Annotated in this window: 26 protein-coding genes; 12 read left to right on the forward strand and 14 right to left on the reverse strand. The window is 65.7% G+C overall.

What is annotated here, in order from left to right; genetic code table 11:
* Positions 1-10: 10 nt before the first annotated feature.
* Complete coding sequence (locus BLW00_RS12390) at positions 11-496, reverse strand: MarR family winged helix-turn-helix transcriptional regulator (protein ID WP_092554428.1); 486 nt, start codon at positions 494-496, stop codon at positions 11-13.
* 72 nt (positions 497-568) lie between these two features.
* Between BLW00_RS12390 and BLW00_RS12395 the strand changes: the two genes are divergently transcribed.
* Positions 569-1,438 (forward strand): SDR family NAD(P)-dependent oxidoreductase, encoded by an 870-nt coding sequence (locus BLW00_RS12395; protein WP_092554431.1) that lies wholly within the window; start codon positions 569-571, stop codon positions 1,436-1,438.
* A gap of 28 nt (positions 1,439-1,466) precedes the next feature.
* Here the strand turns inward: BLW00_RS12395 and BLW00_RS12400 are convergent, their stop codons facing one another.
* Together BLW00_RS12400 and BLW00_RS12405 are read right to left on the reverse strand one after the other, a co-directional pair.
* Positions 1,467-2,318, reverse strand: a complete 852-nt coding sequence (locus BLW00_RS12400) for a polysaccharide deacetylase family protein (protein ID WP_217634355.1) — start codon at positions 2,316-2,318, stop codon at positions 1,467-1,469.
* A gap of 426 nt (positions 2,319-2,744) precedes the next feature.
* Complete coding sequence (locus tag BLW00_RS12405; RefSeq protein ID WP_092554437.1) at positions 2,745-3,113, reverse strand: PIN domain-containing protein; 369 nt, start codon at positions 3,111-3,113, stop codon at positions 2,745-2,747.
* A 204-nt stretch (positions 3,114-3,317) separates the two neighbouring features.
* On the opposite strand from BLW00_RS12405, the gene BLW00_RS12410 reads away from it, so the two are divergent.
* Positions 3,318-4,220 (forward strand): fructose bisphosphate aldolase, encoded by a 903-nt coding sequence (locus tag BLW00_RS12410; RefSeq protein WP_092554440.1) that lies wholly within the window; start codon positions 3,318-3,320, stop codon positions 4,218-4,220.
* A gap of 49 nt (positions 4,221-4,269) precedes the next feature.
* Here BLW00_RS12410 and BLW00_RS12415 read toward each other — a convergent pair whose 3' ends face one another.
* Positions 4,270-5,985 carry a DUF4407 domain-containing protein gene (locus tag BLW00_RS12415; RefSeq protein ID WP_092554443.1) on the reverse strand — a complete coding sequence of 572 codons (1,716 nt, stop codon included), beginning with the start codon at positions 5,983-5,985 and terminating at the stop codon, positions 4,270-4,272.
* A gap of 158 nt (positions 5,986-6,143) precedes the next feature.
* Complete coding sequence (locus BLW00_RS12420; RefSeq protein ID WP_092554446.1) at positions 6,144-6,665, reverse strand: MarR family winged helix-turn-helix transcriptional regulator; 522 nt, start codon at positions 6,663-6,665, stop codon at positions 6,144-6,146.
* An 80-nt stretch (positions 6,666-6,745) separates the two neighbouring features.
* On the opposite strand from BLW00_RS12420, the gene BLW00_RS12425 reads away from it, so the two are divergent.
* Positions 6,746-7,705, forward strand: coding sequence for an NADP-dependent oxidoreductase (locus BLW00_RS12425; RefSeq protein WP_245741545.1), 960 nt, complete (start codon positions 6,746-6,748; stop codon positions 7,703-7,705).
* Between the two features lie 187 nt (positions 7,706-7,892).
* Here BLW00_RS12425 and BLW00_RS12430 read toward each other — a convergent pair whose 3' ends face one another.
* Positions 7,893-9,509, reverse strand: a complete 1,617-nt coding sequence (locus BLW00_RS12430) for a hypothetical protein (RefSeq protein WP_092554449.1) — start codon at positions 9,507-9,509, stop codon at positions 7,893-7,895.
* Between the two features lie 59 nt (positions 9,510-9,568).
* Positions 9,569-10,054 carry a MarR family winged helix-turn-helix transcriptional regulator gene (locus BLW00_RS12435; protein ID WP_245741546.1) on the reverse strand — a complete coding sequence of 162 codons (486 nt, stop codon included), beginning with the start codon at positions 10,052-10,054 and terminating at the stop codon, positions 9,569-9,571.
* Positions 10,055-10,126: 72 nt separating this feature from the next.
* Between BLW00_RS12435 and BLW00_RS12440 the strand changes: the two genes are divergently transcribed.
* Both BLW00_RS12440 and BLW00_RS12445 read left to right on the forward strand, forming a co-directional pair.
* Positions 10,127-11,197, forward strand: coding sequence for an LLM class flavin-dependent oxidoreductase (locus tag BLW00_RS12440; RefSeq protein WP_092554455.1), 1,071 nt, complete (start codon positions 10,127-10,129; stop codon positions 11,195-11,197).
* Complete coding sequence (locus BLW00_RS12445) at positions 11,190-11,897, forward strand: NADPH-dependent F420 reductase (protein ID WP_092554458.1); 708 nt, start codon at positions 11,190-11,192, stop codon at positions 11,895-11,897. The genes BLW00_RS12440 and BLW00_RS12445 overlap by 8 nt, the downstream gene beginning before the upstream one ends.
* Positions 11,898-11,907: 10 nt before the next feature.
* Here the strand turns inward: BLW00_RS12445 and BLW00_RS23450 are convergent, their stop codons facing one another.
* Positions 11,908-13,584, reverse strand: coding sequence for a hypothetical protein (locus tag BLW00_RS23450; protein WP_092554461.1), 1,677 nt, complete (start codon positions 13,582-13,584; stop codon positions 11,908-11,910).
* Positions 13,581-14,513 carry an RNA polymerase sigma factor gene (locus BLW00_RS24055; RefSeq protein WP_245741547.1) on the reverse strand — a complete coding sequence of 311 codons (933 nt, stop codon included), beginning with the start codon at positions 14,511-14,513 and terminating at the stop codon, positions 13,581-13,583. The genes BLW00_RS23450 and BLW00_RS24055 overlap by 4 nt, the downstream gene beginning before the upstream one ends.
* Positions 14,514-14,551: 38 nt before the next feature.
* On the opposite strand from BLW00_RS24055, the gene BLW00_RS12460 reads away from it, so the two are divergent.
* From BLW00_RS12460 to BLW00_RS12475, 4 genes are all read left to right on the forward strand, one after another.
* Positions 14,552-14,761: an LPXTG cell wall anchor domain-containing protein gene (locus BLW00_RS12460; protein WP_092554769.1), complete on the forward strand. Its 210-nt coding sequence runs from the start codon at positions 14,552-14,554 to the stop codon at positions 14,759-14,761.
* 95 nt (positions 14,762-14,856) lie between these two features.
* Positions 14,857-15,072, forward strand: coding sequence for a hypothetical protein (locus BLW00_RS12465; protein WP_092554464.1), 216 nt, complete (start codon positions 14,857-14,859; stop codon positions 15,070-15,072).
* A gap of 37 nt (positions 15,073-15,109) precedes the next feature.
* The gene (locus BLW00_RS12470) at positions 15,110-15,472 is read left to right on the forward strand and encodes a type II toxin-antitoxin system death-on-curing family toxin (RefSeq protein WP_407650967.1); all 363 of its coding nucleotides are present in this window, start codon (positions 15,110-15,112) and stop codon (positions 15,470-15,472) included.
* A gap of 131 nt (positions 15,473-15,603) precedes the next feature.
* Positions 15,604-16,548 carry an alpha/beta fold hydrolase gene (locus BLW00_RS12475; RefSeq protein ID WP_092554470.1) on the forward strand — a complete coding sequence of 315 codons (945 nt, stop codon included), beginning with the start codon at positions 15,604-15,606 and terminating at the stop codon, positions 16,546-16,548.
* Positions 16,549-16,840: 292 nt separating this feature from the next.
* Here the strand turns inward: BLW00_RS12475 and BLW00_RS12480 are convergent, their stop codons facing one another.
* Both BLW00_RS12480 and BLW00_RS22950 read right to left on the reverse strand, forming a co-directional pair.
* Positions 16,841-17,110, reverse strand: a complete 270-nt coding sequence (locus BLW00_RS12480) for a hypothetical protein (RefSeq protein WP_139256701.1) — start codon at positions 17,108-17,110, stop codon at positions 16,841-16,843.
* A gap of 63 nt (positions 17,111-17,173) precedes the next feature.
* Positions 17,174-17,392 carry a hypothetical protein gene (locus BLW00_RS22950; protein WP_139256702.1) on the reverse strand — a complete coding sequence of 73 codons (219 nt, stop codon included), beginning with the start codon at positions 17,390-17,392 and terminating at the stop codon, positions 17,174-17,176.
* A 1,196-nt stretch (positions 17,393-18,588) separates the two neighbouring features.
* Here BLW00_RS22950 and BLW00_RS12490 point away from each other — a divergent pair.
* Positions 18,589-18,804 carry a hypothetical protein gene (locus tag BLW00_RS12490; protein WP_092554478.1) on the forward strand — a complete coding sequence of 72 codons (216 nt, stop codon included), beginning with the start codon at positions 18,589-18,591 and terminating at the stop codon, positions 18,802-18,804.
* A gap of 78 nt (positions 18,805-18,882) precedes the next feature.
* Positions 18,883-19,092, forward strand: coding sequence for a hypothetical protein (locus tag BLW00_RS12495; RefSeq protein ID WP_092554481.1), 210 nt, complete (start codon positions 18,883-18,885; stop codon positions 19,090-19,092).
* A gap of 115 nt (positions 19,093-19,207) precedes the next feature.
* Here BLW00_RS12495 and BLW00_RS12500 read toward each other — a convergent pair whose 3' ends face one another.
* The 3 genes from BLW00_RS12500 to BLW00_RS12510 form a co-directional block, all read right to left on the reverse strand.
* Complete coding sequence (locus BLW00_RS12500; protein WP_092554484.1) at positions 19,208-20,806, reverse strand: DUF6119 family protein; 1,599 nt, start codon at positions 20,804-20,806, stop codon at positions 19,208-19,210.
* A gap of 20 nt (positions 20,807-20,826) precedes the next feature.
* Positions 20,827-21,945: a type I restriction endonuclease gene (locus BLW00_RS12505; RefSeq protein WP_092554486.1), complete on the reverse strand. Its 1,119-nt coding sequence runs from the start codon at positions 21,943-21,945 to the stop codon at positions 20,827-20,829.
* Positions 21,946-22,134: 189 nt separating this feature from the next.
* Complete coding sequence (locus BLW00_RS12510; RefSeq protein ID WP_092554489.1) at positions 22,135-23,016, reverse strand: phospholipid scramblase-related protein; 882 nt, start codon at positions 23,014-23,016, stop codon at positions 22,135-22,137.
* A 107-nt stretch (positions 23,017-23,123) separates the two neighbouring features.
* On the opposite strand from BLW00_RS12510, the gene BLW00_RS12515 reads away from it, so the two are divergent.
* Positions 23,124-24,806 (forward strand): cell wall-binding repeat-containing protein, encoded by a 1,683-nt coding sequence (locus tag BLW00_RS12515; RefSeq protein ID WP_092554491.1) that lies wholly within the window; start codon positions 23,124-23,126, stop codon positions 24,804-24,806.
* Positions 24,807-24,997 lie beyond the last annotated feature (191 nt).

Genomic DNA, 24,997 nt, shown 5'->3' on the forward strand with positions numbered 1-24,997 from the left:
GGTCGGGCCGTCAGTCCCCTTCCCGGGGCGTGTTGAAGGAGTGCAGGAGGGCCGTGAACAGGTGCACGTCGTCGACCGACCAGTCCCGGGTTCGGGCGAAGAACGTCGTTCCACGCAGATCCAGAGCCTCGACCACTCGAGCCACGCCGGCATCGGTCAACGACACCATCACCGCGCGCCGGTCGGCGGGATGGCGAGAGCTCTCGACCAGCCCCAACGCCTTCATCCGGCCGATCAGGTTGCTGGTGGAACTGCGGTCCATCGCGACGGCATCGGCCAGCGCGCTCGGTTGGGCCGGGCCGTAGGCATAGAGCCAGCGGGCCAGGTGGAAGGCGGCGGGCTGCAGGTCGGGGTGGAAGGCGGCGGCCGTCCGCTCCGTCAGTGCGCGGGATGCGCTGAGCAGCGCGTTGATCTCCACACCGAGGGCGAGTTCGGCTTCGCGACGCGTCCCGTCCCCGGCAGGGCCGGAGGCGTCATCCTCTGCACTAATGGACATTTCTCCATCAACTCCATATGATTGGCAATTCCCCACTATACCCGCGGTACTCGAAAGGGACACCACCACACCATGCCCACCCCAGCGCGACCCACCATCGTGATCACCGGCGCCACCAGCGGACTCGGACGCCTCGCCGCCATCGAATTCGCGAAGCAGGGCGCCCACCTCGTTCTCACCGCCCGGGACCCCGGTCGGGCCGAAGCCACCCGCGCCGACATCCGGCTCGCCGCGCCCGGCACGCCGGTCGATGTCGTCGACGTCGATCTCACCCGCATGGCCGACGTCCGCCGGGCCGGCAGGGAGATCGCCGAGCGCCACGACCGCATCGACGTGCTCGTCAACAACGCGGGAGTGCACGCCTTCGAGCAGCGCGTCACCGCCGACGGGCATCCGGAGATGATCGCGGTGAACTACCTCGCCCCCTGGCTGCTGACGCGCGAGCTCCTGCCGTCACTGGCCGCCACACGCGGCGCGCGGATCGTGAACGTCGGCTCGGAGGCATCCCGGCGGCACGGAACCCTCGCCCTGCCCGGAGACCTCACCGACACGGAGCCGTTCACGGCCCGCGGTTCCTCCGTTTTCTATGGCAAGAGCAAGCTGCTCGACATCATGTTCACCCTCGAACTCGCCCATCGGCTCGACGGCACGGGGGTCACCGCCAACGTGCTCGATCCCGGGTTCAACGTCACCGGCCTGGGGCGCGAACTCGGGTTCGCCGCCCCGCTCGAGAAGCTGTTGACCCGCCTGCACATCGGTGACCCGCGGCGAGGTGCCGGTCTCATCGTGAAGCTCGCCACCGATCCGTCGTTCGCCGGACGGAGCGGGGGCTACTACTCGGTCAAGGGCACCCGACGCCTCGTGCCCACCCGTCCCGGCGACGACCCGGAGTGGCAGGCTCGCCTCTGGTCCGAGACCGAGCGTCTTCTCGACGCCGCTTGACTCAGGCTCGGCCTGGCTCGACTCGCGGTCAGCGCAGGAAGACGTCGTCGAGGGTCACCGTGCGCAAACCGCGCTCGGCGATGATGCCCTGCAACTGCGGGAAGACGTTGGTGACCGGCAGGTAGTTGAGGTGCCCGATCACGATGTGCTGCGGCAGGAACCACTGCGTCGCGAAGTCGACCACCTGCTGCTCGGTGATGAGTCCGGAGTCGGAGAGCGAGCCGTACCAGAGCACCGGGCAGGTGTAGCCGATGCTCGCGGCGAGAGCATCCACCCGGTCGTCGTGGTAGCCGTAAGGCGGGCGGAAGTAGGGCCGAGCGTCGATCCCGTAGGTGCTCTGAAGGAAACCGTGATTGCGCTGCAGTTGATCGAGCACGTCGGCGTCGCTGAGCTTGGTGAGGTCGACATGGTCGAAGGTGTGGTTGCCGAGCTGGATCTGCCCGGATTGCACGAGTGGGCGGAGGAGGTCGGCGTGCTGCGTCCAGCCGGGGTAGGTGCCGTTCACGAAGAAGGTCAGCCGAGTACCGGAGCGTTCCGCGAACTCCGTGTAGAGGCGGATGACGTCGGCGTTCGAGCCGTCGTCGACCGTCCAGGCGAGCAGATCGCCGTCGCCGGGGAGGCCGGTGAGGGAACCTCCAGGGAGCGGGATCTTCTCGAGGGGAGGGAGGGCGGGCGCGGCCGGAGTGGGGGTGGGAGTCGGCGTGGGGGTCGGGCTCGGCGTGGGCGTCGCGCTCGACGTGGGCCGTGGGGTGGCTGACGGCGTCGGCGGCGCAGTCCTCGCTTGCGGGGCGGCCGCCCCGGACACGGCGAGGATCGCGGACCCCCCGGCGAGCACTCCGACGCCGAGCACGCCGAGAAACACCCGACGATCGACCAGCACCGGCGCCCTGCGCGCTCGTGCATGCCTCGGTGCCACCGTTGTCCTGTCTCCGCCGGTCGACATCGACCGCTCCGAACGACGCTAGATGAGTCGCCCTCATCGTCGCTACCGCCCTTTCGGGGGATGAACTCGACGACTGTCGACACAAGATCGGGAGAATGACGGGGGATGTGGACGAGGAGACACGCATCCCCGACCCCCGCCCACGACACACTCCCCTCTGAGCGCAGCTCTCACGGTGGCTGCTAGCGCTCACGGTCGACCGGCTGCGTTGGGCTGCCCTGGTAGAGGCTCGGACGACGCGTCGGCCTCCGCGACTCCGGCAACGGCTACCCGTTCGACCTCATCGTCGACGACGTCGGAGTGCTCACACTGGCCCTCGGTGTCCTCAGCGCGGCGGCGTGATCGCGCGGCATCGCTCAGGAGTCACCGAAGGAGACGAGGGTCGACGCACCCATCTGCGTTCATCGCGAAGGAGGTGCGGAATCCGGATCTGCGAAAGATGGTGCGCACCATGTGGGTGGTCGCACGTACGACCACGTCGACTCGACCAGGATGAGCGGCCTTCAACGCGGCGATGTACTCGGCTTGCCGCTTCTGGGTCTCGGGATCGTCGATCAGGATCGCGGTGAAGTACTTGACGCGAATGAGCTCATTGCGAGGGCGCAACGCCTCGAACAGTTTCACGAGGTCGAGCCAGAGATAGCGACGATCGTAAGCGTCGTGAATACCGTTGTAGAGATTGAATCCATCGACATCAGCGATCGCCCGACTCGGCGCACCATCCCCCATCATTGCCTCGCTCCTCACGAAATGCTAAGCCTTTCTCATACCCCCCCCGTGGGTCTCGACCAGACCTACGCTTGACGGCCCCGAAAGGGGCCGTCGTTGTTTGTCTGGCGGAAATCGAGCGCCTCGCCCATTTTATCGATTAATCCTCATTACCTGATCCTACGCGAATCGTAGTCGTGGCGGGCGTGGCAGAAATAGGCTCGGACCATGGTGAACGACGCGCAAGCCGAGCGGATGAAATCGGGCCAGGGCTTCATCGCCGCCCTCGATCAGAGCGGCGGATCGACGCCGAAGGCGTTGAGCGCCTACGGCATCCCGCCGAGCGACTACTCCACCGAGGCCGAGATGTTCGACCTCATCCACCGGATGCGCACGCGCATCGTCATGTCGCCCGCGTTCGGCGGCGACCGGGTGCTCGCGGCCATCCTCTTCGAGGAGACCATTAACCGCGCGTTCGGCGGCAAGCCGGCCGCGGACTTCCTCTGGCACGACAAGGGGGTGGTGCCCTTCCTCAAGATCGACAAAGGACTGGCCGACGCCGCCGACGGCGTGCAGCTGATGAAGCCAATCCCGGAGCTGGATGCGCTGCTCGACAGCGCAGTGCAGCACGGCATCTTCGGCACGAAGGAGCGCTCGGTGATCGGCGACGCGAACCGCGCCGGCATCGCCGCGATCGTCGAGCAGCAGTTCGAGGTCGCCCGTCGGGTGCTGTCGCACGGCCTGGTCCCGATCCTCGAACCCGAAGTCACGATCACCATTCCCGACAAGGCGGCCGCCGAGAGCATCCTGCTCGAGCAGATCACGACCCACCTGGCCGACCTGCCCGATGATCAGCACGTGATGGTGAAGCTGTCGCTGCCCACCGTCACGAATGTCTATCGGCCGCTCACCGAGCATCCGCGAGTCCTGCGGGTGGTGGCGCTCTCGGGCGGCTACACGCGCGCCGAGGCCGACGCCCTCCTCGCCGAGGACATCGGCGAGATCGCCAGCTTCAGTCGCGCGCTGACCGAGGGGCTGTCGGCCCAGCAGTCGGATGCGGAGTTCGACGCCACCCTCGACCGCGCGATCCAGTCGATCTACGACGCCTCGGTCTCCCCCACCGCGCCCTGAACCTGCTCACCATTCGACTCAGGCCGGAACGCCGATTCCGGATGCCGCGTCAGAGCTGGTCGGGCAGGCCCGCGCGCCGAAGGAAGTCGGCCCGGTCGGGGTTCAGCGGGAGGGGCCGGGTCGCCGTGTCGTCGGCCGCGCGGTCGGGACCCTCCCACACGGCGTCGTCACCGAAGAGCGCCGCGATCTCCGCGGCCGCGTCGCGGGGCTCGTCGAAGTCGCCTGCCGCCGCCCCGCCGCGGGATTCCGCGAATCCGCGCACGCCCGCCGCATCCCGCGGTGCCACGACACCGAGCGGCTCGGTCGCGTCGTGCCGGTCTCCGAAGCCGAGCGACCTCGCCGCATCCCGCAGGCGGCCGAATCCCCGCGACTCGCGGGCGCCGGGAGCCGCCGCGTCCTGCGGCGCCCCGGAGGCATCCTGCGCCTCCCCCGCCTCGAGCGACCGCTCCCACTCCTCCATCCGCTCTGCAGCACGCGCGGCGGCGTAACCGCCCCAGACCTCGAGCGCCTGCGCGATCACGGCCTCCTGCTGCTCCAGCACGGCCTTATTGATCCGCTTGCCGAACTTCACCTGCCGGGCAGCCCGATCCGACGCCACCGACACCTGCACTCCCGCCTCGGCCTCGATGGCCCGCGCGCGCTCCGAGGCCCAGATCTCGCCACCGGAGACCTCGCCGTCTTCGCGCACATCCACGAGGCGGTCGTACGCGGTCGGCACGCCGAGGTTCGACAACACCTTCACGATCACCGGCAGCAGCTCGATGCAGATGAACAGCAACGCGATCATGATGTGCGCCACGTTCAGCAGCGGATTCGCCTCCCCCAGCCGGAACAGCGCCTCCAGCCGCGAGAGCAACCCCGCGCTGTTGTCGACGGCGCTGTCGTAGGCGGCCTGCTCGGTGGCACGCTCGTCCTGCGCCTTGGCCAGCGAGGCCTTGTCGTCGGCCAGTTGCTCCTTGGCCGCGTCGAGCCGGCTCTGAGCGGATGTCTGCAGGTTCGCCTGCGCCGCCGTCTCCGCCGTCTGCTCGGCCGCCTTCGCCGCGTCGAGCCGTGCCTCGGCCTGCTGCACGGCAACGAGCTTCGACTGCGTCACCGCGCCGTCGCCCCGGATGCCCGTGCCGCCCGTGCCGTCGATCTCCGCCAGGTAGGCGGCCTGGGCCGAGTCGTAGGCGGCCTGGGCGGCAGCGGTCGCTGCTACGGCCGCGGCATAGTTCGGGTCGGACGAGAGGTCGGTCTGCAGCCCCTGGTCGACGATCGCCTGGTTGTCCGCGATGGACGACTGCAGCGACGGGATGGCGGCGAACCGCGGGTCGTTCGCCATCCGCTCTTCGAATGCCGCTTTGTCCTCGGCCTGCATCACCTGGATCTCGGAGTTGATCTCGGCCGAGAAGATCTGCAGCGTGAGCGGCGTGGAGATCACGGTTCCGATGATGAGCGCGAGCGCCACGCGCGGCAGAGCGAGCCCGATGTTGCGCGCCACCCCCTTCTGCTTGGCCATGCCGATGATGAGCAGCCGGTCGAGATTCAGGATGATCGCACCCCAGAAGATCCCCACCAGCACGGCCACCGCGATGGGCGCCCCCACCGCCATCTTCAGCGCGAACGCCGCCGACACCGCCGACAAGAACGCCGTGCTCAGGATGACCCCGCCCATCGCGACGAACCGCGCACGGTCGCCGGGCGCATCCTGCAGCACGTCGAGGCGGGCGCCGCCCAGCCAGGCCATGAAGTTGGAGACGGGGTTGGAGTTGTAGCGACGAGCCATTCAGCGGCGACCTTTCGGGGAGGTGACGTCGGTCAGAACTCCGGATGCGCGCTCGACCACGCCCGCACGTCCTGACACGAGGAGCGAAGCTACCCCACCAGCATCTGCGTTCCCTGGCACACGTCTGTGTTCGCCCGATGCGGCGAAGCCTCACCGGGTCAGGAGGTTCCCCCGGCCCGGCGCCCGCTGCCGCGCCGACGAGGGGCGGCGGAACGCGGCGGTGTCGACCTCATGTGATCGCGAACGAGGGAGAGCGAACGGGCCAGCTCTTCCACGTCCTCGCGCCCGAGGGGCGCGAGGAACAGCTTCTTGAGCACCGCGATGTGCCCCGGAAACACCGTCGCGAGCACGGCGCGGCCGGCCTCGGTGATGGTGACGGTCACGCTCCGCTCGTCGTCGACCGACGGGGCGCGCGTGACGAGGCCGGCCGCCTCCAGCAGCCCGGCCTGGTGCGTGAGACCACTGCGGCTGTAGACGACGCCGTCGGCCAGGTCGGTCATCCGCTTGCTGCCCGCCGGCGAATCGCCCAGGGTCGCCAGCAACTGGAACTGCACGTAACTGAGACCGCCCGCTTCCTTCAACTGCAGCTCGACGGCGTGCCGCAGCAGGCTGCTCACCTCGATGAGTGCGAAATAAGCGCCGAGTTCGACGGGGTCGAGGGAGGCAGATTCGTCGGTCATGTGCCAATTCTAACTTGCTTCGACATCGAAGCACTGTTATGGTCTTCTCAAGTGCTTCGACATCGAAGCATCTGATGCAGATGAGCGAAAGCGAGAACACCATGAAGGCAGTACGTTTCCACCAGCACGGCGCCCCAAGCGTGCTGCAGATCGAGGACGTGGAGATCCCCACCCCCGGCCCGGGCGAGGTACGCATCCGGGTCGCCGGCGCCGGCTTCAACCCCGCCGACAACGGCATCCGGGCGGGCTTCCTGCCCATTCCCGTCACCCTGCCGCACACCCCCGGCTTCGACGTATCCGGCACGATCGACGCGCTCGGCGACGACGTCTCATCGTTCGCCGTGGGCGATGCGGTCATCGCCTTCCTTCCCATGACCGCTCCGGGAGCGACGGCCGAGTATGTGATCGCGCCGGCGAGCGTTCTGGTGGCAGCGCCCACCAGCATCCCCCTGGCCGATGCGGCGGCCATCCCGTCCGCCGCGCTCACCGCCACGCAGGCCCTCTTCGACGAGGCCGGGCTCCAGAAGGGCCAGCGCGTGCTGGTCGTCGGCGCGGGCGGAACGGTCGGCGGATTCGCGGTGCAGCTCGCGAAGCGCGCCGGCGCCTACGTCATCGCAACGGCCAGCCCCCGCAGCAGCGAGAGCGTGCGGGCGGCGGGGGCGGATGAGGTCGTCGATCACACCGCATCCACCGTGCTCGAGGCGGTCTCCGAACCGGTGGACGCGCTGCTGAACCTGGCGCCGATCGCGCCCGACGAGTTCACGGCGCTCGTCGGCCGGGTGCGCGACGGCGGAGTCGTCGTGAGCACGACGGCGTGGATGCCGGCCCCGAGCGACGAGTCGCGTGGGGTGCGCTCCGTGGTGGTCTACGTGCAGAGCGACGCCGAGCAGCTGGCCCGCATCTCATCGCTGGTCGACAGCGGCGAACTCCGCGTCGAGGTCGCGCGGCGCGTTCCGCTCACGGAGCTCGCCGCCATCCACGAGCAGTCGGCGGAGGGAACCCTCCGCGGCAAGGTCATCGTGCTGCCGACCGTCGGCTGAGCGCCGCTCCGGGCGCTCGAGACCGCGCATCCGTCATCGGGCGGCCGTCGTGGAGATCACTCTCCACCCGGCCGCCCGCGGACCGTCGCTTCAGGGGTGACCCGGACGGTGCGCAAGGCGGACAACGCGCCGCTGCATCCGTGCGACGGATCCGTGCAGCCCTGCAGACCGCGGCCTGACGAAGCGCTCAGTCCCGCGGTTTCTGTGCGTCGGCGTCGTTGAGGAACTCCTCGAACGGCGGGAAGAGCCGCTCGCGGGACACCCGTTCGGCCTCGATGCCGAAGCGCATCAGGTCACGCACGGGCGTGGCATCGGCGTCGAGCCGTGCGCGCAGCTCCGCGACGCGGTCGAAGGGCGAGATCTCGCCGCCCCGGGATCCGGCCGACGAAGGAGGAGTCGAGATCCCGAGCGCCGCCTCGAGCGACGCGAGATCGGGCAGCACCCCGAGCCCCGCCGGCACGTCCGGCGACGCGAGCGGAATCTGCGCGGGAGTCGGCACAGGCAGCACGCGCACGACGTTCGACACCGCGACGACGTCGCCGTGGGCATTCGACGCCCGCACCCCGATGCGGCCGCTCTGCCGGGCGGTGAACCGCTCCGACACGACCCGCCCGCCCACGTCGCGCCGGATGTCGGCGCGCCCCGGCATCTCGATGGTGAGCTGCTGCGCCCCCGAGACCTCCACCTCGATTCGCACCTCGTCGCCCTCGGCCACGAGCGCCGGACTCACCACGACGCTGCGGATCACGGGCGCGTCGAGATTCTCGATGATCACTCCGCGCAGGTAGGAGTACCACTCGGATGCGGTCGGCCGCTCCTCGGGCTCGTCGCCCAGGGCGCGGGTCATCATCCGCTGTCCGGCTGCGTCGACCACACCCTGGATGCGCTCGGGGTCCCGGCTCCGCTCGAGCCCGTCGCCGGCGGGCGCGAGCACCCGCAGAATCAGCAGGCCGAGCTTGTAGCGGTCGGTCGCGACCGTCTGCACCGACGGCGCCCTCGACGTCGACGCATCCGTCTTCACGAACGATGCGCTCGACGTCGGAACAGCCGCTCCTCCATCGCCGTCGGCGATCTCATCGTCCGCGCCGCTCCCGCCCTCGTCGCCGTCTCCCCCCACCGTCTCGGGCGCCGCCCACCCGGCACTGTTGCGCTGCAGGGCCCCCTCGCCCGCGAACACCGCACCCTCGCATCCGACCACGAAGGCCTCGGCCACGTCGCCGACTCCGTACAGCACGGACTTCTCCGAGAGATCGCCGAACACCACGCCATGCCGGTGCATCGTCTCCAGCAGCAGGCACACCCGCGCGAGCACGGTGCACCGAGCCACCAGATCCCGCTCGGCCACGGCGACCGCGCCGGCCCGCCGGGCCCGCTTCGGTGCGGCGATCAGCCACTTCGCGTTCTGCGGCGTCTTGCCCGCGCTCTTCTCATCCGAGGGCAGGTAGTAGAACGGATGCGCCGCCAACGGCATCAGGCATCCCACGGCTTCCCCGCCGTCGTCTTCCACCACGGCTGCCGGCCACGCGGCCACCCCGTCGAGCATCGCCCGCGCCTCCGCGTCGAGCCCCAGCCGCAGGGCGACGAGTCGCGACAGCACGGCGGGGTTCCAGAGTTCGTCGGCGCGATCGCGCGTTCGCACGAAGGCGAGTCCACCGTGATGGCCGGGCACGGTGAAGCTGTCGAGCCGATAGACGTCGGTGGCGGCGCCGCTCCCGATCAGTCCCTTGGCGCCGAGGTCGGACTCGCGCAGGCGGATGCCCGCGGCGCGCGACACGAATCCCTCTTCACCCACACGTTCCGACACGAGCAGCGAACCTACCCCACCCGCATCCACGTTCCCTGGAGGTCGCGATTGCGCGGGGGCTACCCATCAAGGTGCGCGCGCAGCGCCTCCGTCACCTCTTCGACGGCGTCGAGACTCGCCTCACCGCCGCCCGCCGCGAACGCGTCGACGAACAGCTCCTGCACCGCCCGCAGGTGCGACGCCGACGCCCGGCGGAACTGTGACGCCCCCGACGCGGTGAGCACCACCTCGGCCCCCCGGTTGTCGGTCGCGCACGGCTCGCGCACCACGAGCCCACGCGCCTCCATGCGCCCGAGGTGGTGCGACAGCCGGCTCCGCTCCCAGTCGATCACCGACGCCAGATCGGATGACCGGAGCCGCTTGCCCTCCGCCTCGGAGAGCGCGAGCAGCACAGAGTAGTCCCCCGTCGACAGCCCCGACTCGGCCTGCAGCCGGGCCGCGAGCAGAGAACGGATGCGGTCACCCGTCTCCACGAAGTCGCGCCACACCCGGAGCTCCTCCGCGGTCGGCGACTTGCGGCTCCGCACCGCCTGGGAATTTTCCACGACTCCTCCTAGTTGACATGTCAATCATATAGACGCGAAGATGGACGCGTCAATCACTTCAGGAGGCATCCCGTGACCACTGGTTCGATCGAATTCGGACTGAACTCCTTCGGCGACGTGCCGACCGACGGCGCCCGCACCCTGTCCGACGCCGAGACGGTGCGTCTGCTCATCGAGGAGGCGAAGCTCGCCGAGAAGGTGGGCCTCGACATCTTCAGCATCGGCGAGCACTACCGCGAGGGCTACGTCGACTCGGCCGGCCCCGTGCTGCTGGCCGGTATGGCCACGGCGACCGAGCGCATCCGTCTCGGCACCTCGGTCACCGTACTGAGCACGAACGATCCGGTGCGCCTCTACAACGAGTTCTCCACGCTCGACGCCCTCTCGAACGGGCGGGCGCAGCTTGTGCTGGGTCGTGCGTCGCAGACGCAGTCGTTTCCGCTGTTCGGCTACAACCTCGAAGACTACGAGACGCTCTTCGAAGAGAAGCTCGACCTCTTCATGAAGCTGCAGCGTGAGATGCCGACGACCTGGTCGGGCTCCGTGCGTGCCCCGCTCGTCGAGCAGACGCTGCATCCCACGATGCGCCCCGGCGGCATCCCCACCTGGATCGGCGTCGGCGGCAGCCCGAACTCCGTCATCCGCGCGGCGCACTACGGCCTGCCGCTCATGCTGGCGATCATCGGCGGTGAGCCGCACCGTTTCGCGGGTCACGTCGACCTGTACTTCCGGGCGCTCGAGCAGTTCGGCAAGCCGATGCAGCCGGTCGGGCAGCACGCGCTGGGCCTGATCGCCGACACCGACGAGGAGGCGTCCGAGACCTGGTGGAAGTCGTGGCAGCCGCTGATCACGCAGATGGGTCAGGAGCGCGGTTTCTACCCGCCGACTCGCGAGCGCTATGAACTCGAGCTGGCGACGGGCGCGCTGTTCGTGGGCTCGCCAGAGACCGTGGCGCAAAAGATCGTGCGCATGACGAAGGAACTGCAGATCAGCCGCTTCGACCTCAAGTACGACATCGGCGGCCTGTCGGTGGATGCACGGTCGCGCACGATCGAGCTGCTCGGCACGCAGGTCGCGCCGCGCGTGCGGGAGCTGCTCGCCGCCGAGTCGCAGCTGGAGACGGCGGGTGCGACGCATGAGTGACCTGCAGTCCACCCTCCCCACCATCGGCATCCTGGGCGCCGGAAAGGTCGGCACCGTGCTCAGCCGCCTGCTCCTCGCCGCCGGCTACCCCGTGCACATCGCGGGCTCCGGCAGCCCGGCGAAGATCTCGCTCATCATCGACGTGCTCGCACCCGGCGCCGTCGCGATGACGGCTGCGGATGTCGCCCGCACCTCCGACATCGTCATCCTCGCCCTCCCCCTGGGCAAGTACCGTTCGATCCCGGCCGACCTCCTCGAGGGCAAGCTCGTCGTCGACGCCATGAACTACTGGTGGGAGGTCGACGGCATCCGCGACGACCTCAACGACCCCCGCGTCTCGACGAGCGAGCTGATCCAGTCATTTCTCCCCACGTCGCGCGTCGTGAAGGCCTACAACCACATGGGCTACCACGACCTCGACGAGGGCCCCACGCCCGCAGGCACGCCGGGCCGCAAGGCGATCGGCATCGCGGGCGACGACGACCTGGCCCTGTCCGACGTGGCCGCGCTGGTGGACGCATCCGGCTTCGACCCGGTGCTCGTCGGATCCCTCCGCGACAGCATCGCCCTCCAGCCCGGCAGCGAGCTCTTCGGTGCCAACTTCACCGCCTCCGGCGTCCAGGATGCGCTGACCCGCTTCCCGACCACGGAGCGCGGTCTCGAGGTGGCGGCGGCCCGGGAACAGGAGATCGCGGCGTAGCACCGCGGAATCATCCGATCCCGAACATCCTCCCGTCCGAGAACCCGACGACGTAGCCTCCGGCCGATTCCCATCGTTCATCCGACGCGATGGGGATCGTCCACAGTTCCTCTCCGCTCACGGCATCGAAGGCGGTGGCCGTTCCCGATCCGGGAATCACCCCGTCGAACACCCTCTGACCGCCGGTGCCGTACCCACCAGACAATTCGTAATCCACGGCCGATCCGAGCGAACCCGGATCGCGACGCGCGCCGACATCGACAGCGTCACCAGTCGCGTAGTCGAATGCGCAGCGTTTGTACACGTCCACCAGCACGCCGTCCGGTTGCAGTGTGAAGAACGCCGAACTCCGATCGAAGCTCGCAGGATCGACATCGCAGGCCGTCGCATCCGCCGTCCACTTCGCCTGCCCGGTGAGGCCCTCGATGAGCTCGAGCTGGTTTCCTGCGGTGAACAAGGCGAGGTCGCTGCCGTCGTTCAGGGCGATGGCAGCCGGCTTCTGGCCCGGAAGGTCGACCCGACCGATGGCGATTCCGGATTCGCTTTCCCGACTCCAGAACTCATTTCCGGCATCGTCGATTCCCGCGATCGCCGACGGGACGCCGTAGGGGGTGAACCCTGTCTCCCGAAGAGTGAAGCCGTCGAAGTAGATGTACGAGCGCTCGGGCACCCCCGCCGCCATCACGGCACCGGTGTCAGCGTCGAGCACGTCGTCGGCCCAACCGCTACCGTCCCGCAAGTAGGGCACGTTCAGAACGGAGCTCGAATTGCCGATCGGGTTGTAGCCCAGCACCTGGTCGGCAGTGATCTCATGCGACCACAGCGGGGTGCCGAGCGACATGGGATCCGCTCGCCTGACCGACCACTCCGTGGTCGGCTGACCGTCGGCATCCAGGCGCGGGGCGGTGTAGATCACGTCTCCGGATTCTCCGGGCACGGCATTCAGCTCTCTGATCGAGTAGCCGTCCGGCACGGTGACAGGGCCCAGTGTCTCGCCGGTGGCCAGCTCGAGCACTTCTGCCGGCCCGACGCCGGCCATCCGGTCCCAGATGAGCACACGCCCTGAGGTCCCCAGCAGGCGCGCCGTGGTCGAATCGCCGTCCGAGGGCTCCCAGCTCCAGTCCCTGCTCCACACGATGGAACCGGCGGCGGTGTCGACCAGCGTGACCGCGAGCCGATTCGAAGAGACATCGCAATGGTCGGGCGATGCACTGGCAGCGATCAGACTCTGCTGAACGACGGCGTATCCGTCGGAGACGTCGATCACCGTGTCGTACGTGCATCCGGGCGCTCCACCAAGTGCCGGCAGGTCGATTGACCACAGCGGTGACGCCCCAGGCGCCGAGACGATGTCGTGAGGCATGATCCGGTCGCCGGTGATGGCCAGCGAATGCGACGGTGCAGTCGGCGTGGGGGCGGGCGTGGCCGCTTCGGTGGCCGACGGCGAGGGCGCGGGCGATGAGGATGTGGTGACCGGCGCCGGCGCCCCGACGGTGAAGAGCGAACCGCCCGAGAGCGCGACCGCGACCGCCGTGCCCCCGAAGGTCACTCCGAGCGCCGCCAATACCGCTGCGAGTGTAATACGGAAGTGCACCCGGCGGGCTCGTGCGGGCTCAGCTTCCACGGTCTGGGTGAGCATGGTTCGGATGGCTGCGCTGCGCTCGGGGTCGAATCGTGGCTCGTTCACTTCCCACCTCCTACGGTGCTCATGGTGTTGAATCCGTCGCTGTTCAGGTCGGCGAGACGCTTCTTCGCCCGCGAGAGTCGCGACTTCACGGTGCCGTCCGGCACTCCGAGCGCCGCAGCGGCCTGTGCTTGAGTGAGTCCTTCGATCACGCAGAGGGTGATCACGTCTTGATCTGCTTTCGACAAGCTCGAAAATGCCCGACGCACCTGAGCATCGCGCGCATCCTGGTCGATCCGCTCTCCGACCGATTCGGCGTGGTCGGGCTGCTCGTCGTGGAGTGACGGCTTCGGCAACCGGGAGAGCGCGGCACGGTATCGACGCTTGCCGCGTTCGACGTTGCGCACCACGTTGTTGGTCGTGACCAGAAGCCACGGCATCACAGAGCCGTCGACGAGTCTCACTGAAGCCCGTCTGCGCCACGCCTCGAGAAAGACGAGCGCCGTCACGTCCTCCGCATCGTGCGGCTCACGGATGAGTCGGAGCGCCTGCCCGAACACCCGGTCCCGATGCAGATCGTAGATCGACGCGAACGCCGCGGAGTCGCCCGCGCATGCCGCGGCCCACGTCTCCGCCTCCTGGTTTTGCATCCCCATACCCACTAATGTCCACTCGCCTCGCAAGTGTTCCATATTGCCGTCAGCCGGGGTCAGGAAGTTTCCGCGCGCACCCGGGGCCGGCGGGCTCTGCGACGGGTCGAGGAGGCTCTCCGGCCGCAGCTTCTGGGTATCGCCGTCGAGGATGCCCGCGCCCGTTCCGAGCGCGGGGCCCCTCGTCAGCACGTCGTCGGTCGTGGAGACGATCTCGCCGGCCGTCCAGGCCCACGACGTGTTCCAGTCAGTCGAGTCGGTGGGGTTGTCAGGCGTCGAGGCGTCGCCGTTCAGCGTGAATCCGCGCGCGCAGGGCTCCGGCATGGCCGGTTGTTCCGACATCAGGTGATCCGTCGGAGGAGACGAGTAGCGTGGCCGCCATGAGAAGCAGAGCCGGGCGCACAGCGCTCATCGTCGTCGGTGTCGTCGCCCTGCTGGTCGGGGTCGTCTTCGCGGGACAGGGCGCGAACCTGATCCCGGGAAGCTCCATGACCGGCGACCGCACGTGGCTCTACATCGGCCTGGCCCTCGCGCTCGTCGGCGTCGTGCTGCTCGTGCTCGGCGTGCGGCGTCGCAAGGACGGCAGCTGACCTCCGACTACTGAAGCCTCTTGGGATGAACAGCTGGTGGGGCATTCTCTCTGGAGAGATACTTGAGGCCAATTGAGATATACGCAGGAGAACGGATGCCCGCCACGAAGACGAAGAAGCTCATCGGCTTCACCGAGGAGCAGGTAGCCCTCATCGACGAGCTCGCAACTCGTCAGGGCACGACGTTCACGGCGATAGTCTCCGACGCCGTGAACGAGTACACCTCAGTGCGCGCCAACGCCAAGGATCAGATCCTCGACCGCCTCCTGATCGAGCACGGAGACGTGATCGATCGCCTGTCGCGTACGTGAGCGTCGCGGTCGTCACGTTTCCCGAAGCGCTCCTATCATCGGCCGTCTCTTCAACACGGATCGGCCCGAGAAGCCGGTTCGTGATTCAGCCCTGCTCCTCTCAGCGCTCGATCGCCAATCGGCCTCGATGTTCGGGCAAGAGGCGTACCCGGGAATCCATCACAAGGCGGCCGCCCTGCTCCACGGCCTCACCAAGAACCACTCGCTCTTCGACGGCAACAAGCGCCTCGCACTCGTGACCGCGCTCTACCTCTACGCGAAGAACGGATATTGGAACACCACCGACATCGAGGCCGAGTACGACTTCATTGCCATCGCGTCAGACGAAATCGACTCCATCGACGAGATCGCTGCGTGGCTGAGCACGCGCTTCGTCCCGTCCGACCGGTCCCCCCTGTGACAAGGCGCCCAGATCTCCCCCGCGCGGCGGACCCCACTCCCCCCAGAGCCTGATCCCCCGCGGCCTCCGCCTCGCGATGATGAGTAGACCGCATTCACCCGAGGCGGCTCAGCTCCAACCGATCGGTTCTCGTGAACAAGCCCGCCAAGATCGCCCTTCTCTCCCTTGCAGTCGTCGTCGGGATCCCGACGCTCGGCCTGATCGCCACGACGACTGTGAACGCGATAGCCACCGCCTCGGAGAACGCCGAGCTGCGCCCGTACGGACAGCTCGTACCGGTCGACGGAAAGAACATGAACGTGGTCGTGAGCGAGGATGCGCCCGATGAGTCCGAGACGATCGTGGTGCTTCCGGGCCTCGGCACGGCATCGCCCGCGCTCGACTTCGCACCTCTTGTGCGCGAGCTGGACGACGACTTCCGGGTGGTGGTGGTCGAGCCGTTCGGTTACGGCTTGAGCGATCAGACCGACGCACCCCGCACATCCGCCGCCATCGCCGGTGAGGTGCATGAGGCCCTGCAGACTCTGGGAATCGACCGCTACGTGCTCGCGGGCCACTCGATCGCGGGGATCTACGGCCTCGAATACCTCAGCCGCTTCCGCGACGAGGTGACCGCGTTCGTGGGCATCGACACCAGTGTTCCAGGTCAGCCGGGCAGCGAGGAATCCGCCCCGCTCGAGGGTATGGATGCGTTGAAGCAGCTGGGCATCCTCCGCCTCCTCGCGTCGTTCACGCCCGGTGCGTACGACGGCCTCGCCGACTACGACGATGACGCCCGACGGCAACTGGCCATCCTGAGCAACCGGAACACGATGACACCCACACTCATCGACGAGGCGACCCGCACCCCCGAGAACTTCGCCGCCGCCCGCTCACAGACCTTTCCGCGAGACCTCCCCGTGCTCGTGTTCGTGGTGGGCACGGACCCCGAGATTCCGGGCTGGGTGAAGCTCCACGAGGCCCAGCTGACTCAGGTCGACCACGGAGAACTGGTGCCACTCGATGGCGGCCACTACCTCCACCACACGAAGTCTGCGGAGATCGCGGCGAAGACGAGGGAGTTCTTGGGCCGCTGACCCGTCGTCCTCGTTGCCGGGTGGGGACGGAGTCTTGTCCGGTTGGAGCCATAGTCCCCCGCCCGCTGCGCGGGCTCCCGCCAAACCCGATGCCAATGGCTCCAACCGGACAAGCCACCATCCCCACCCTCCCGTTTCGACCGTGGCCGCGAGGTCGTCGTGCCCGATCTCAAACGGTGACCGACATCACGACCTCACCGGATGCAGCGATCACCGGTTGCGATGGCAATCACACCAATTCCACTTCGCTCGGTTCAACTCCCATGGCCGACCGATTCCCATAGCCGACCGATCAATCCCAAGGCAGAAGCGAACCATCGTTGGTCAACCGATACCCACGCTTGCCAACCGGCGACATGTCGTTCGCCTTCTCCATCATCACGAAATGGAGCCATCGACCCGCGTTGACGAGATCGGAACCACCCCCGCCCAACGCGCTCCGAGCAGCCTTGGCGAACCCAGCCAAGTTGTTCTCAAACGCAGAAGTCGGTATCAGGAACTGCAATTGACTGCCGTCAATCCTCTCGTAGGAGACCACCTCCTCAGCCTCGTCGGCGCTCAAGATGCCCTCACCCGGAGCAAGGATTTGCTGAAAGAGCTCCCTCCGAAGATCTATCTGCACAATTCAGTCTCCGATCGCACCAGAAGGCCATGCCGTAACGACATTCTCCGTCGACCGGCCCACCGCGACATAGGCCGTGAAGCTCCGCATGCTTCCTGACCTTGTGTCGTAGAGCTCAATGTAGGTCGAATATTGGTAGGAGTTATTGCGATCGAGGCTGACGACACCGTCCGGCCAGACGAGCGTTTGGGTGATGACGAAACTGCGAATGAACGTGTCCATGGTCTTGTCATCCGTAGGCCCGTCCAGGAGCGGCGGTCGAGGACGTTCTTCTGCAGGAGCGCGAAGAACGATTCCATGGCGGCGTTGTCGCCGGTGGAGCCGACTCTGCCCATTGATCCGACCCCTTTCGCTACCCAGTTCTACTCTGGTGGCCTCTCAAGTACGGGTATTAGTACACTCATGGGTGGCTTGCAGTTCGCCCCTTATTAGGAGTGCAGCGTGATTACGATCGGTGAAGCCAAATGAACGATAAGCGAGGCTTTGCATTCGCGGTTGTGGGGGCGCTTCTCGCAGCATCGGGCTTTCTGATACTGCAGTTCGTGCGGACCTCACAATCCACCGGTGATTCCGTGGCCGCGGGGATTCTCGTCGGTGTGATGGCGATCTCACTGGTCACGGTCATGCTTATCGGTGGCTACGTCGTCGCCGTCGCATACGGGTGGGACATTCGAGCCCGGAATCTTCGCGCGCAGGGCTCATGGGATGTTATCGCTTCAGCGCTGCGCTCCGAAGAGTTGATTAGTGAACTTCGGAGGGGAAATCCAGCAGGAGCTCGCCGTGTCATTCCCCGGGGTTTGACTATTGTTGCCAACTCTCAGGGGATCGGAATTTGGTCAGGTCGAAGCACCCTTGCGCTCGAATTGTGGCTTCCCTGGTCAAACATTGACGACATACGGCCCGCGATAGGTCGTGATGTCCTAGAACGGTATCGGGCTGTTGGGTTGCTAGTTCGGTGGGGGCCCACGATGTTGCAGCTGCCGATACCGGTTACTGGCGGTTTCCCTTTTGGCGTACGTCCTGCAAACCAGCGGGTGATCGACGAGTTGATTGAGCAACTGCTTCGAGCACGGTCGCGGGGAATTGCGGCGACGACGAGGCAGGCGGCAGCGGCCTGTCATCGCCCGTACTTCGTGGACGATGGGGATGTGTGCGGATGATCCGACACGGCGAATCGTCGAAAGACGTCCTGTGGATAACTTGCCCAGCTGATTGCCGCAGCCAAGGACGCTGTGAAGATCTTGTCGACAATCTCCACCAGTGCAAGCGTGGCGGCTGCGACCTGGGTGGACATGAACAGGGGACTGCTGCACGGATAAGTGAAGATGTCACCTATTCGCGCAGCAGTCCCCTAACTTGGGCAGGCTCGGTAGTGGCCTGAGATCAGACCGATCAGCCATCAACCGAAGGAACAGTCAATGGATGCACCCAGCGTGATCATCGGCATCATCGTCTACGTCGTCGGCTTCGCCGTCGCGATCCTCGTCCTGTCGGCCGTCATCCGGAATGCGGTCAGGCGCGGCGTCGAAGACGTGCTCTACACGAAGGGCAAGGACGGCCTGTGGTCGGCGAATCCATGGGTTATCTCTATCGCCAAGGAGGTCGCAGCGGAGACGCGCAAGACCGACGCCTGATCGCGGGGCTGCCCGAACGGCTGAGGCAGTGGGTTCCAACAGGCGCCCCGCCTGCAAAGCCCGAGTAGCGTCACGACGATGAGAAGCAGAGCCAGGCGCAAAACGCTCATCGCCGTCGGTATTGCTACCCTGCTGGTCGAGGTCGTCTTCGCCGGACAGGGCGCGAACCTGATCCCCGGAAGCTCAATGACCGGAGACCGCACCTGGCTCGACGTCGGCCTCGCGCTCGCACTCGTCGGCGTTGTGCCGCTCGTGGGTGGAATTCGGCGTCGAGGGACCAGCAGCTGAAGCGCGCGCTTCTGCGTGAGGGCGGGAGGCCCAACACCCGACACCTCGCCGCTCGCCAAACATTTATAGCGGACGTGATACTCAGCGGTGCGGCGGGCCGCCCAACGGTCATCAGTTAGACGACGGGCACTCGGGTGATGGTCACGTCCAAATTCATGTTCTTGAGCTGTCGTCCGTGCTGCATCAGATTCAACTTGCTGAAGAACGGGAGCCAGTTAGTCCCATCGGCGGCGGAGTTGGCGAGCACCACGTAAGACACGGAGTACGCCGACCGATCAATTGGGTCGGCGCTGCCGGGTATCAGCGCGAGCCACCGAGACGTCAACGGTTCAGATGTGTTCTCAACGATGTGGGTGCGCACCTTATCGCGAAAGGTGCCATCGCCGATAAAGGTGGCAGCGGATACGCTCCCCTGCGCAAATAGGTGACTCAGCGTCGATGACCGAGACTTCCGCTTGACATGTATGAACTCGCCCGAAGATGTCAGAATGTCGCACACTTCGATGCCGCTCGCGGCGCCGCCCGGCCGTACTATGCGAGCATCCAAGAGGAGGCGATCGTCAGGGGCCGAGTCCGCAGTCCGCTCATTGAATAGTCTCTCCGCTTCTCCAGACACGGCATCCGGAAAGACTGTCGGTGACGCGCCGAGGGAATTAGCGAACGTGTCCACTTCGTCTACCAAGGACTCACTCACCACGAACCATCGTCCCTCAATGAGTACGTAAAGCTGCAAGTCGATTCGTTGCTCAGTCACGAGGCATTGATAGACCGTCCACCGGGATTCGAACGTCGTGGAGCGACTGAAACGAACTGAGACATGACGCTGTTTCAAAGCCTCAATGGTCAGGTCGACCCGGGCGTCGCCCAGAGCATTCAGGTATGCGTCAATCTCCAGATCGTCATATTCGGTGCTCCGGGTACCCGCGATCTTGAAGGCATCAACGTCTTCCCAGCTCAACGCCTCGGGCATGGCAAAATGCGTAGACGAAGTGTCCGACTCGATCAGCTGTTGGACCAGGAGACCGTCCAATTGCTCGATGATCGTGGCGTCTGTGACTAGTGCGAGATGGTCGATCCATTCAAAATTCGCCTTGTACGAATCTTCTTCATATGCGGCTAGGAACTCCCTGCAGATATCTGGTAGCTCCGAAGCAACAGCCACCAGATTCACGACCAGCGCATCCGAACCGGACAGCCGCTTGGCAATGCTCTTGTCTCTTGGCTCCCCTGTGACTGCTCGAAGTATGTCTCTCGACACGTCTACCCCGAACGTCGGCAGCTCCGAGCTCTTGCTGGCCTGGGTGGTTCTAGTCACAACCATGTCTTCGAACGTCTTGGTGTCGAGACTCCTGATCTGACTCGCGTCGATTCGATTTAGTGCGACGCGTAGTCCGAATTGATGCTCAATCTTCGCTGGGTCGAGAAAGCTGCGACCGTATCCGAAAGTGAAGGCTAGAAACTTGTTGTCGACCTGTAGCACGAGCAAACCCGAAGCTGACGATGAGGTCAGCGATTCTGGCTTGTCTTGTAGTGCGGGTGACACAAAGGAGACCCAACTCGGCGACACTTCCGGTTTCGATTCATAAAAGAACCGACCGACCAATCCGGAGTCGGCGTCTAGCTCGGCACTATGGGGAGACTTGTCGGAAGCCAGTGCGTCGTCAACCGTATCGATGTCCCGTAATAGGTAGATCGTCAAGCGTCTCGATGCCATTGCGAATCCCCGTTCCAGCGCTAAAGAACTGAGTTCGAAGCGTGTAGTCGAACGGAGGCTCGAATAGTCTCCGCGTGTTCGTATATCGCGTCCAGAGAATCAATCGGAATCTTCGTCTCAACCTTCTCGGCGTCGAAAACCCCGAGATACTTCTGCTTCTTCCCGTTGAACCACAACCGCGCAATCGGCTTCCGGTTGTTGTCGTCAAGCAGCACCGCGAAATACGACTTCGCATCTCGATGCACGACCCGCTGCGGCTTCACCTCAGCACAGGCGATCGCCTTCACGATCTGGTAGCCCTCGAGCTCCTCCAGAGTTGTGTCGATCTCGTCCGAGTTCTGCTCGATGTCGAGGTCGGCCACGGGCTGACTTTGGACGGCGGATGGCCCGTGCGCATCGACAGCCGATGAAACGGGGAGCGCGGTCGCCCCGAGCGCCGACTTGAGACGCTCGTTCACCCGCTCGTTGAGGAACTGCCGTGCTGCCTTGCCAACGAGCGTCGTGAACTGCGTTCGCACCTTCTGCGTGTACGCACCGTCGTAGACCCGCGAAGTGAAAAACTTGATCCACTCGTCGGATGGCTCGCGGAATTGGGCCGCAATCTCCCGCTTGAGCGCACCGACGTACTTGAGTTCTTCGGCCGCGCTGATCACCGAGTCGAGATCGAAGACATCCTTCGTGAGCTTCTTCAGCTCCGGGATGAGCGTCTCGTCAATGTCCGCAAGGTCGAGCACCAGGAAGGGCTTCTCGTCCATCCGGTTCGGTGCGTCGAGGTCGGTGTAGAAGTTGTAGACCTGGCCGTTGGTGAGCACGGCGATGCGAGCGTTGGTCACCGCGAAGTAGCGGAACAGCTGCGATGCATGCTCGATCTTCAGCTGTCCCATCGACGCCTTGCACTCGATCAGAATCTGGACTTCGCCATCACGCACGATCGCGTAGTCGATCTTCTCGCCGCGCTTGATGCCAACGTCAGCCGTAAACTCGGGCACGACCTCAAGCGGATTGAAGACGTCGTACCCGAGGATCGTCGAAATGAACGGCATGATGAACGCGTTCTTCGTCGCTTCTTCGGTCTGTATTGCGTCGCGCTGATTCTGCACTTTTGCAGCCAGTGCGACGAGCCGTTCTTCAAACTCCATTGTTTCCCCCGGATCGTTGGTTCCGAAGCTACCTGACAACTGTCGAGCAATGCGGAGCGGCCGCACCCCTACTTGTGGGGGCATGCCGGCCAAATCGAGATTCACGACAAAGAGATCCCGAACTTCCCGCTCGCGTAGATAAGGGGTGCCGCAACGACAATCGAGGAATAGACGTCGCCGGACAGACCGTTACCGACCTCGCCGGTTGTCGCCGTCCTGCTTGAGTACCGTGTCCACGGCGAGCGCCGCGGAGACCACGAGTGTTAGAAGCGGGTCTTCGAGCGACCGATGCATCTGAAGAACGTAGTTGTCGGCCTTGGTGAACATTTCTTTGCTGAAGCCCGCCCAAGTCTTCGTGATCCGAGCGATCTCGGAGCCGTGCGGGTCCTGGATGCTGAAGTCCCAGGCCTGCCAACTCTCCGCATTGATCGTCCCGAGCGTCTCGCCGTCGGCCTCCATGCGGAAGCGGACGTTGAACCTTCCTCCGAGCACTGACGCCAATACGCCGAAGTTCTCCTGCACGATCTGGCCCACATGGGTGCCGTCTTCACGCATGACGCTCACCGTCGACTTGAGAACAGTGGCCGGCCGGGTGAGCGTCAGGATTGGGCGGCCCGCCTCATCAACGATCTGGAACCGCTTGGTGGCGTTGTCCCGCCCCACGGCCATTCGAGACATGCTGCTTCCGAACTGCCGAACGCCGCCGACCTTCCGTCCGTGCTGATTGAAGACCGAATACTCGGCTTTCCTCTCGAACAGCTTCGCCTTCTGGTTCACGACCAAGAGCGGCTCGGTGAACAGCGTTCCACCACCTGCGCGGGCCGCATCTGCGACGCCGAGTTTACGAACCTGCCGTTGCACGCCCTTGTCAACTGGCGTGCTTGTCCCAGCTTGCCCCGTGGGCTGGTTCGCGTGCGTGGCTGTCGGCAGTGGCATCGCTGGCGTAGGCGCGTCGACCGCCTGAGTGCCGGCCGAGCCCACGTGCTCGGTCCACTGATAGCCATCCCAGTACCGGTGCTCATGTCGCCCGAACGGGTCCGGGAACCACCCCGCTGACGAATGCTGACTCATAGACGGAGGCTAACAGCGGCGGTCACCGAGTCCAGCAGGCTCCGACGGGTGATTCTGGTGGTCGATTCTTCTAATACGCTCGATCGAGCAGACTCCAGGGGGAACAGATGACACGTATCCGATCAGCGATCACCGCGACCATCATGGCGATCGGGCTTGTCGCCGGTTCCGTCGCCGTATCCACGTCATCCGCGGCTGCCTCCGACAGCGCGACGCATGCCATCTCGGGTCATGTTGCCAATCTGAGCCCCGCGGGCCAGAACAGCTTTGGCGTCAGCGCGCACATCCTTGTTTTTGACGAGAACGGCAACTACGCACAGTGGGGCGATGCCGATTGGAAGGGCAACTACCGCCTCGAGGGGCTCAAAGACGGGGACTATCGAATCCAATTCACCGAGTATCACTCGCCGTACTCAGCAGATGACGTCGGGCTTGCGCCGACGTGGTGGGGCGACACTCCATTCCGCTCCGAGGCGAAGGTGCTCACGATCGATGGAGCCGACGAGGTGGCCGACGTGGGCATGGTCGCTGGAGCCTCGATCAAGGGCGTCGTGGACACCACCGCCTGGTACAGCGACAACGTCCAGCGAGCAACCACCTACATCCAGAATCCCGACGGCTCGTGGGAACGCGGCGCTGAAGCCACCGTCACGAACGGCAGCTATTTCATGATCGGCGTGCCGGCTGCACCCCAGGTCATCCTGTTCAGCGACTACACGAACGGCATCGGCGGCGGGCGGATGTACAGCCCGCAATACTGGCCGAACCAGCCCACCCGATCGACGGCGAAGGTGATCCAGCCGGCCCCTGGCGACCAGTTGACCGGATACAACGCCACCCTGCTTCCCTGGGCCGCGCGGGCGGTGCAACGAATTTCCGGTGCCGACCGTTTCGAAGCGTCGGCGAACATCTCCGCCAGTCATTTCAGCGCGGGCGTGCCGGTGGTCTTCGTCGCAGATGGAACGAACTATCCGGATGCGCTGAGCGCCGGCCCCGTAGCCGCTCACCTGGGCGGTCCGGTTCTGCTGGTCACGCCGGGTGACGTCCCTGCACCCATCGCGTCCGAGTTGAACCGACTGAAGCCTCAGAAGATCTACGTGGTCGGAGGCCCGAACTCGGTCAACAACTCGACCTACTCACGGCTCGCGCAGTTCGCGCCTCAGATCGAACGGATCGGTGGTACCGACCGCTACGAGGTGTCTCGAAAGCTGGCTCTACTGGCCGCTCCTGCAATCACGCCCGACCCCACGTCGGGCGAGTCGCGCATTCAAGTGCTGTTCGCCGACGGGCGCGGCTTCGCCGATGCACTCTCGGCCGGCTCGGCTGCCGCCTCAGGAGGTGGCGTGGTGGTCTTGGTGAATGGAGCGAACTCGAAACTGGATGCGCCGACCACGGCACTCATTCATCAGCTGCAACCGGAGTCCGCCTGGGTGATCGGCGGCCCGAACTCGATGTCGCCTGCTCTGGATGACAACATCCGGTCGTTAGGAGTGGGCTTCAACCGCATCGCCGGCGCCACTCGCTACGACGTGTCGGCAGAGCTGGGCGACTATTTCGTGGGCTGGGGTGAAGACTCCAATGCCTACTTGGCTCTCGGCTCGAACTTCCCGGACGCCCTGTCGGGTGCGGCACTGGCCGGTGCAACCGACGCGATACTCTTCATCACACCGTCGGATTGCGTGCCCGGCAGGGTGCTGGACCGCATGAAGACGAGCGGCACACCGAACGCCATCCTGCTGGGCGGTCCGAACAGCCTCGGCGCGGGCGTGGAACAAATGCGCCGGTGCTGACGTCGTGGGCCAGGCCTTCGCACTCAACTCCAACGGGTCCAGGATGCACTCCTGCAGCTCGTCGGCGAATGCCCACCCGATGACCTCGCCGAGGATGACCGTCTTGCGGTTGGAGTACTGAGCGCGCCACAGGTGTGGCAAATCTAGACGCCTTACGGCCAGCGACAATCGACACAGTTCGCTCGCGCTCG

Origin of the sequence: Herbiconiux ginsengi, assembly GCF_900107435.1 — a bacterium.
Taxonomy (GTDB): domain Bacteria; phylum Actinomycetota; class Actinomycetes; order Actinomycetales; family Microbacteriaceae; genus Herbiconiux; species Herbiconiux ginsengi.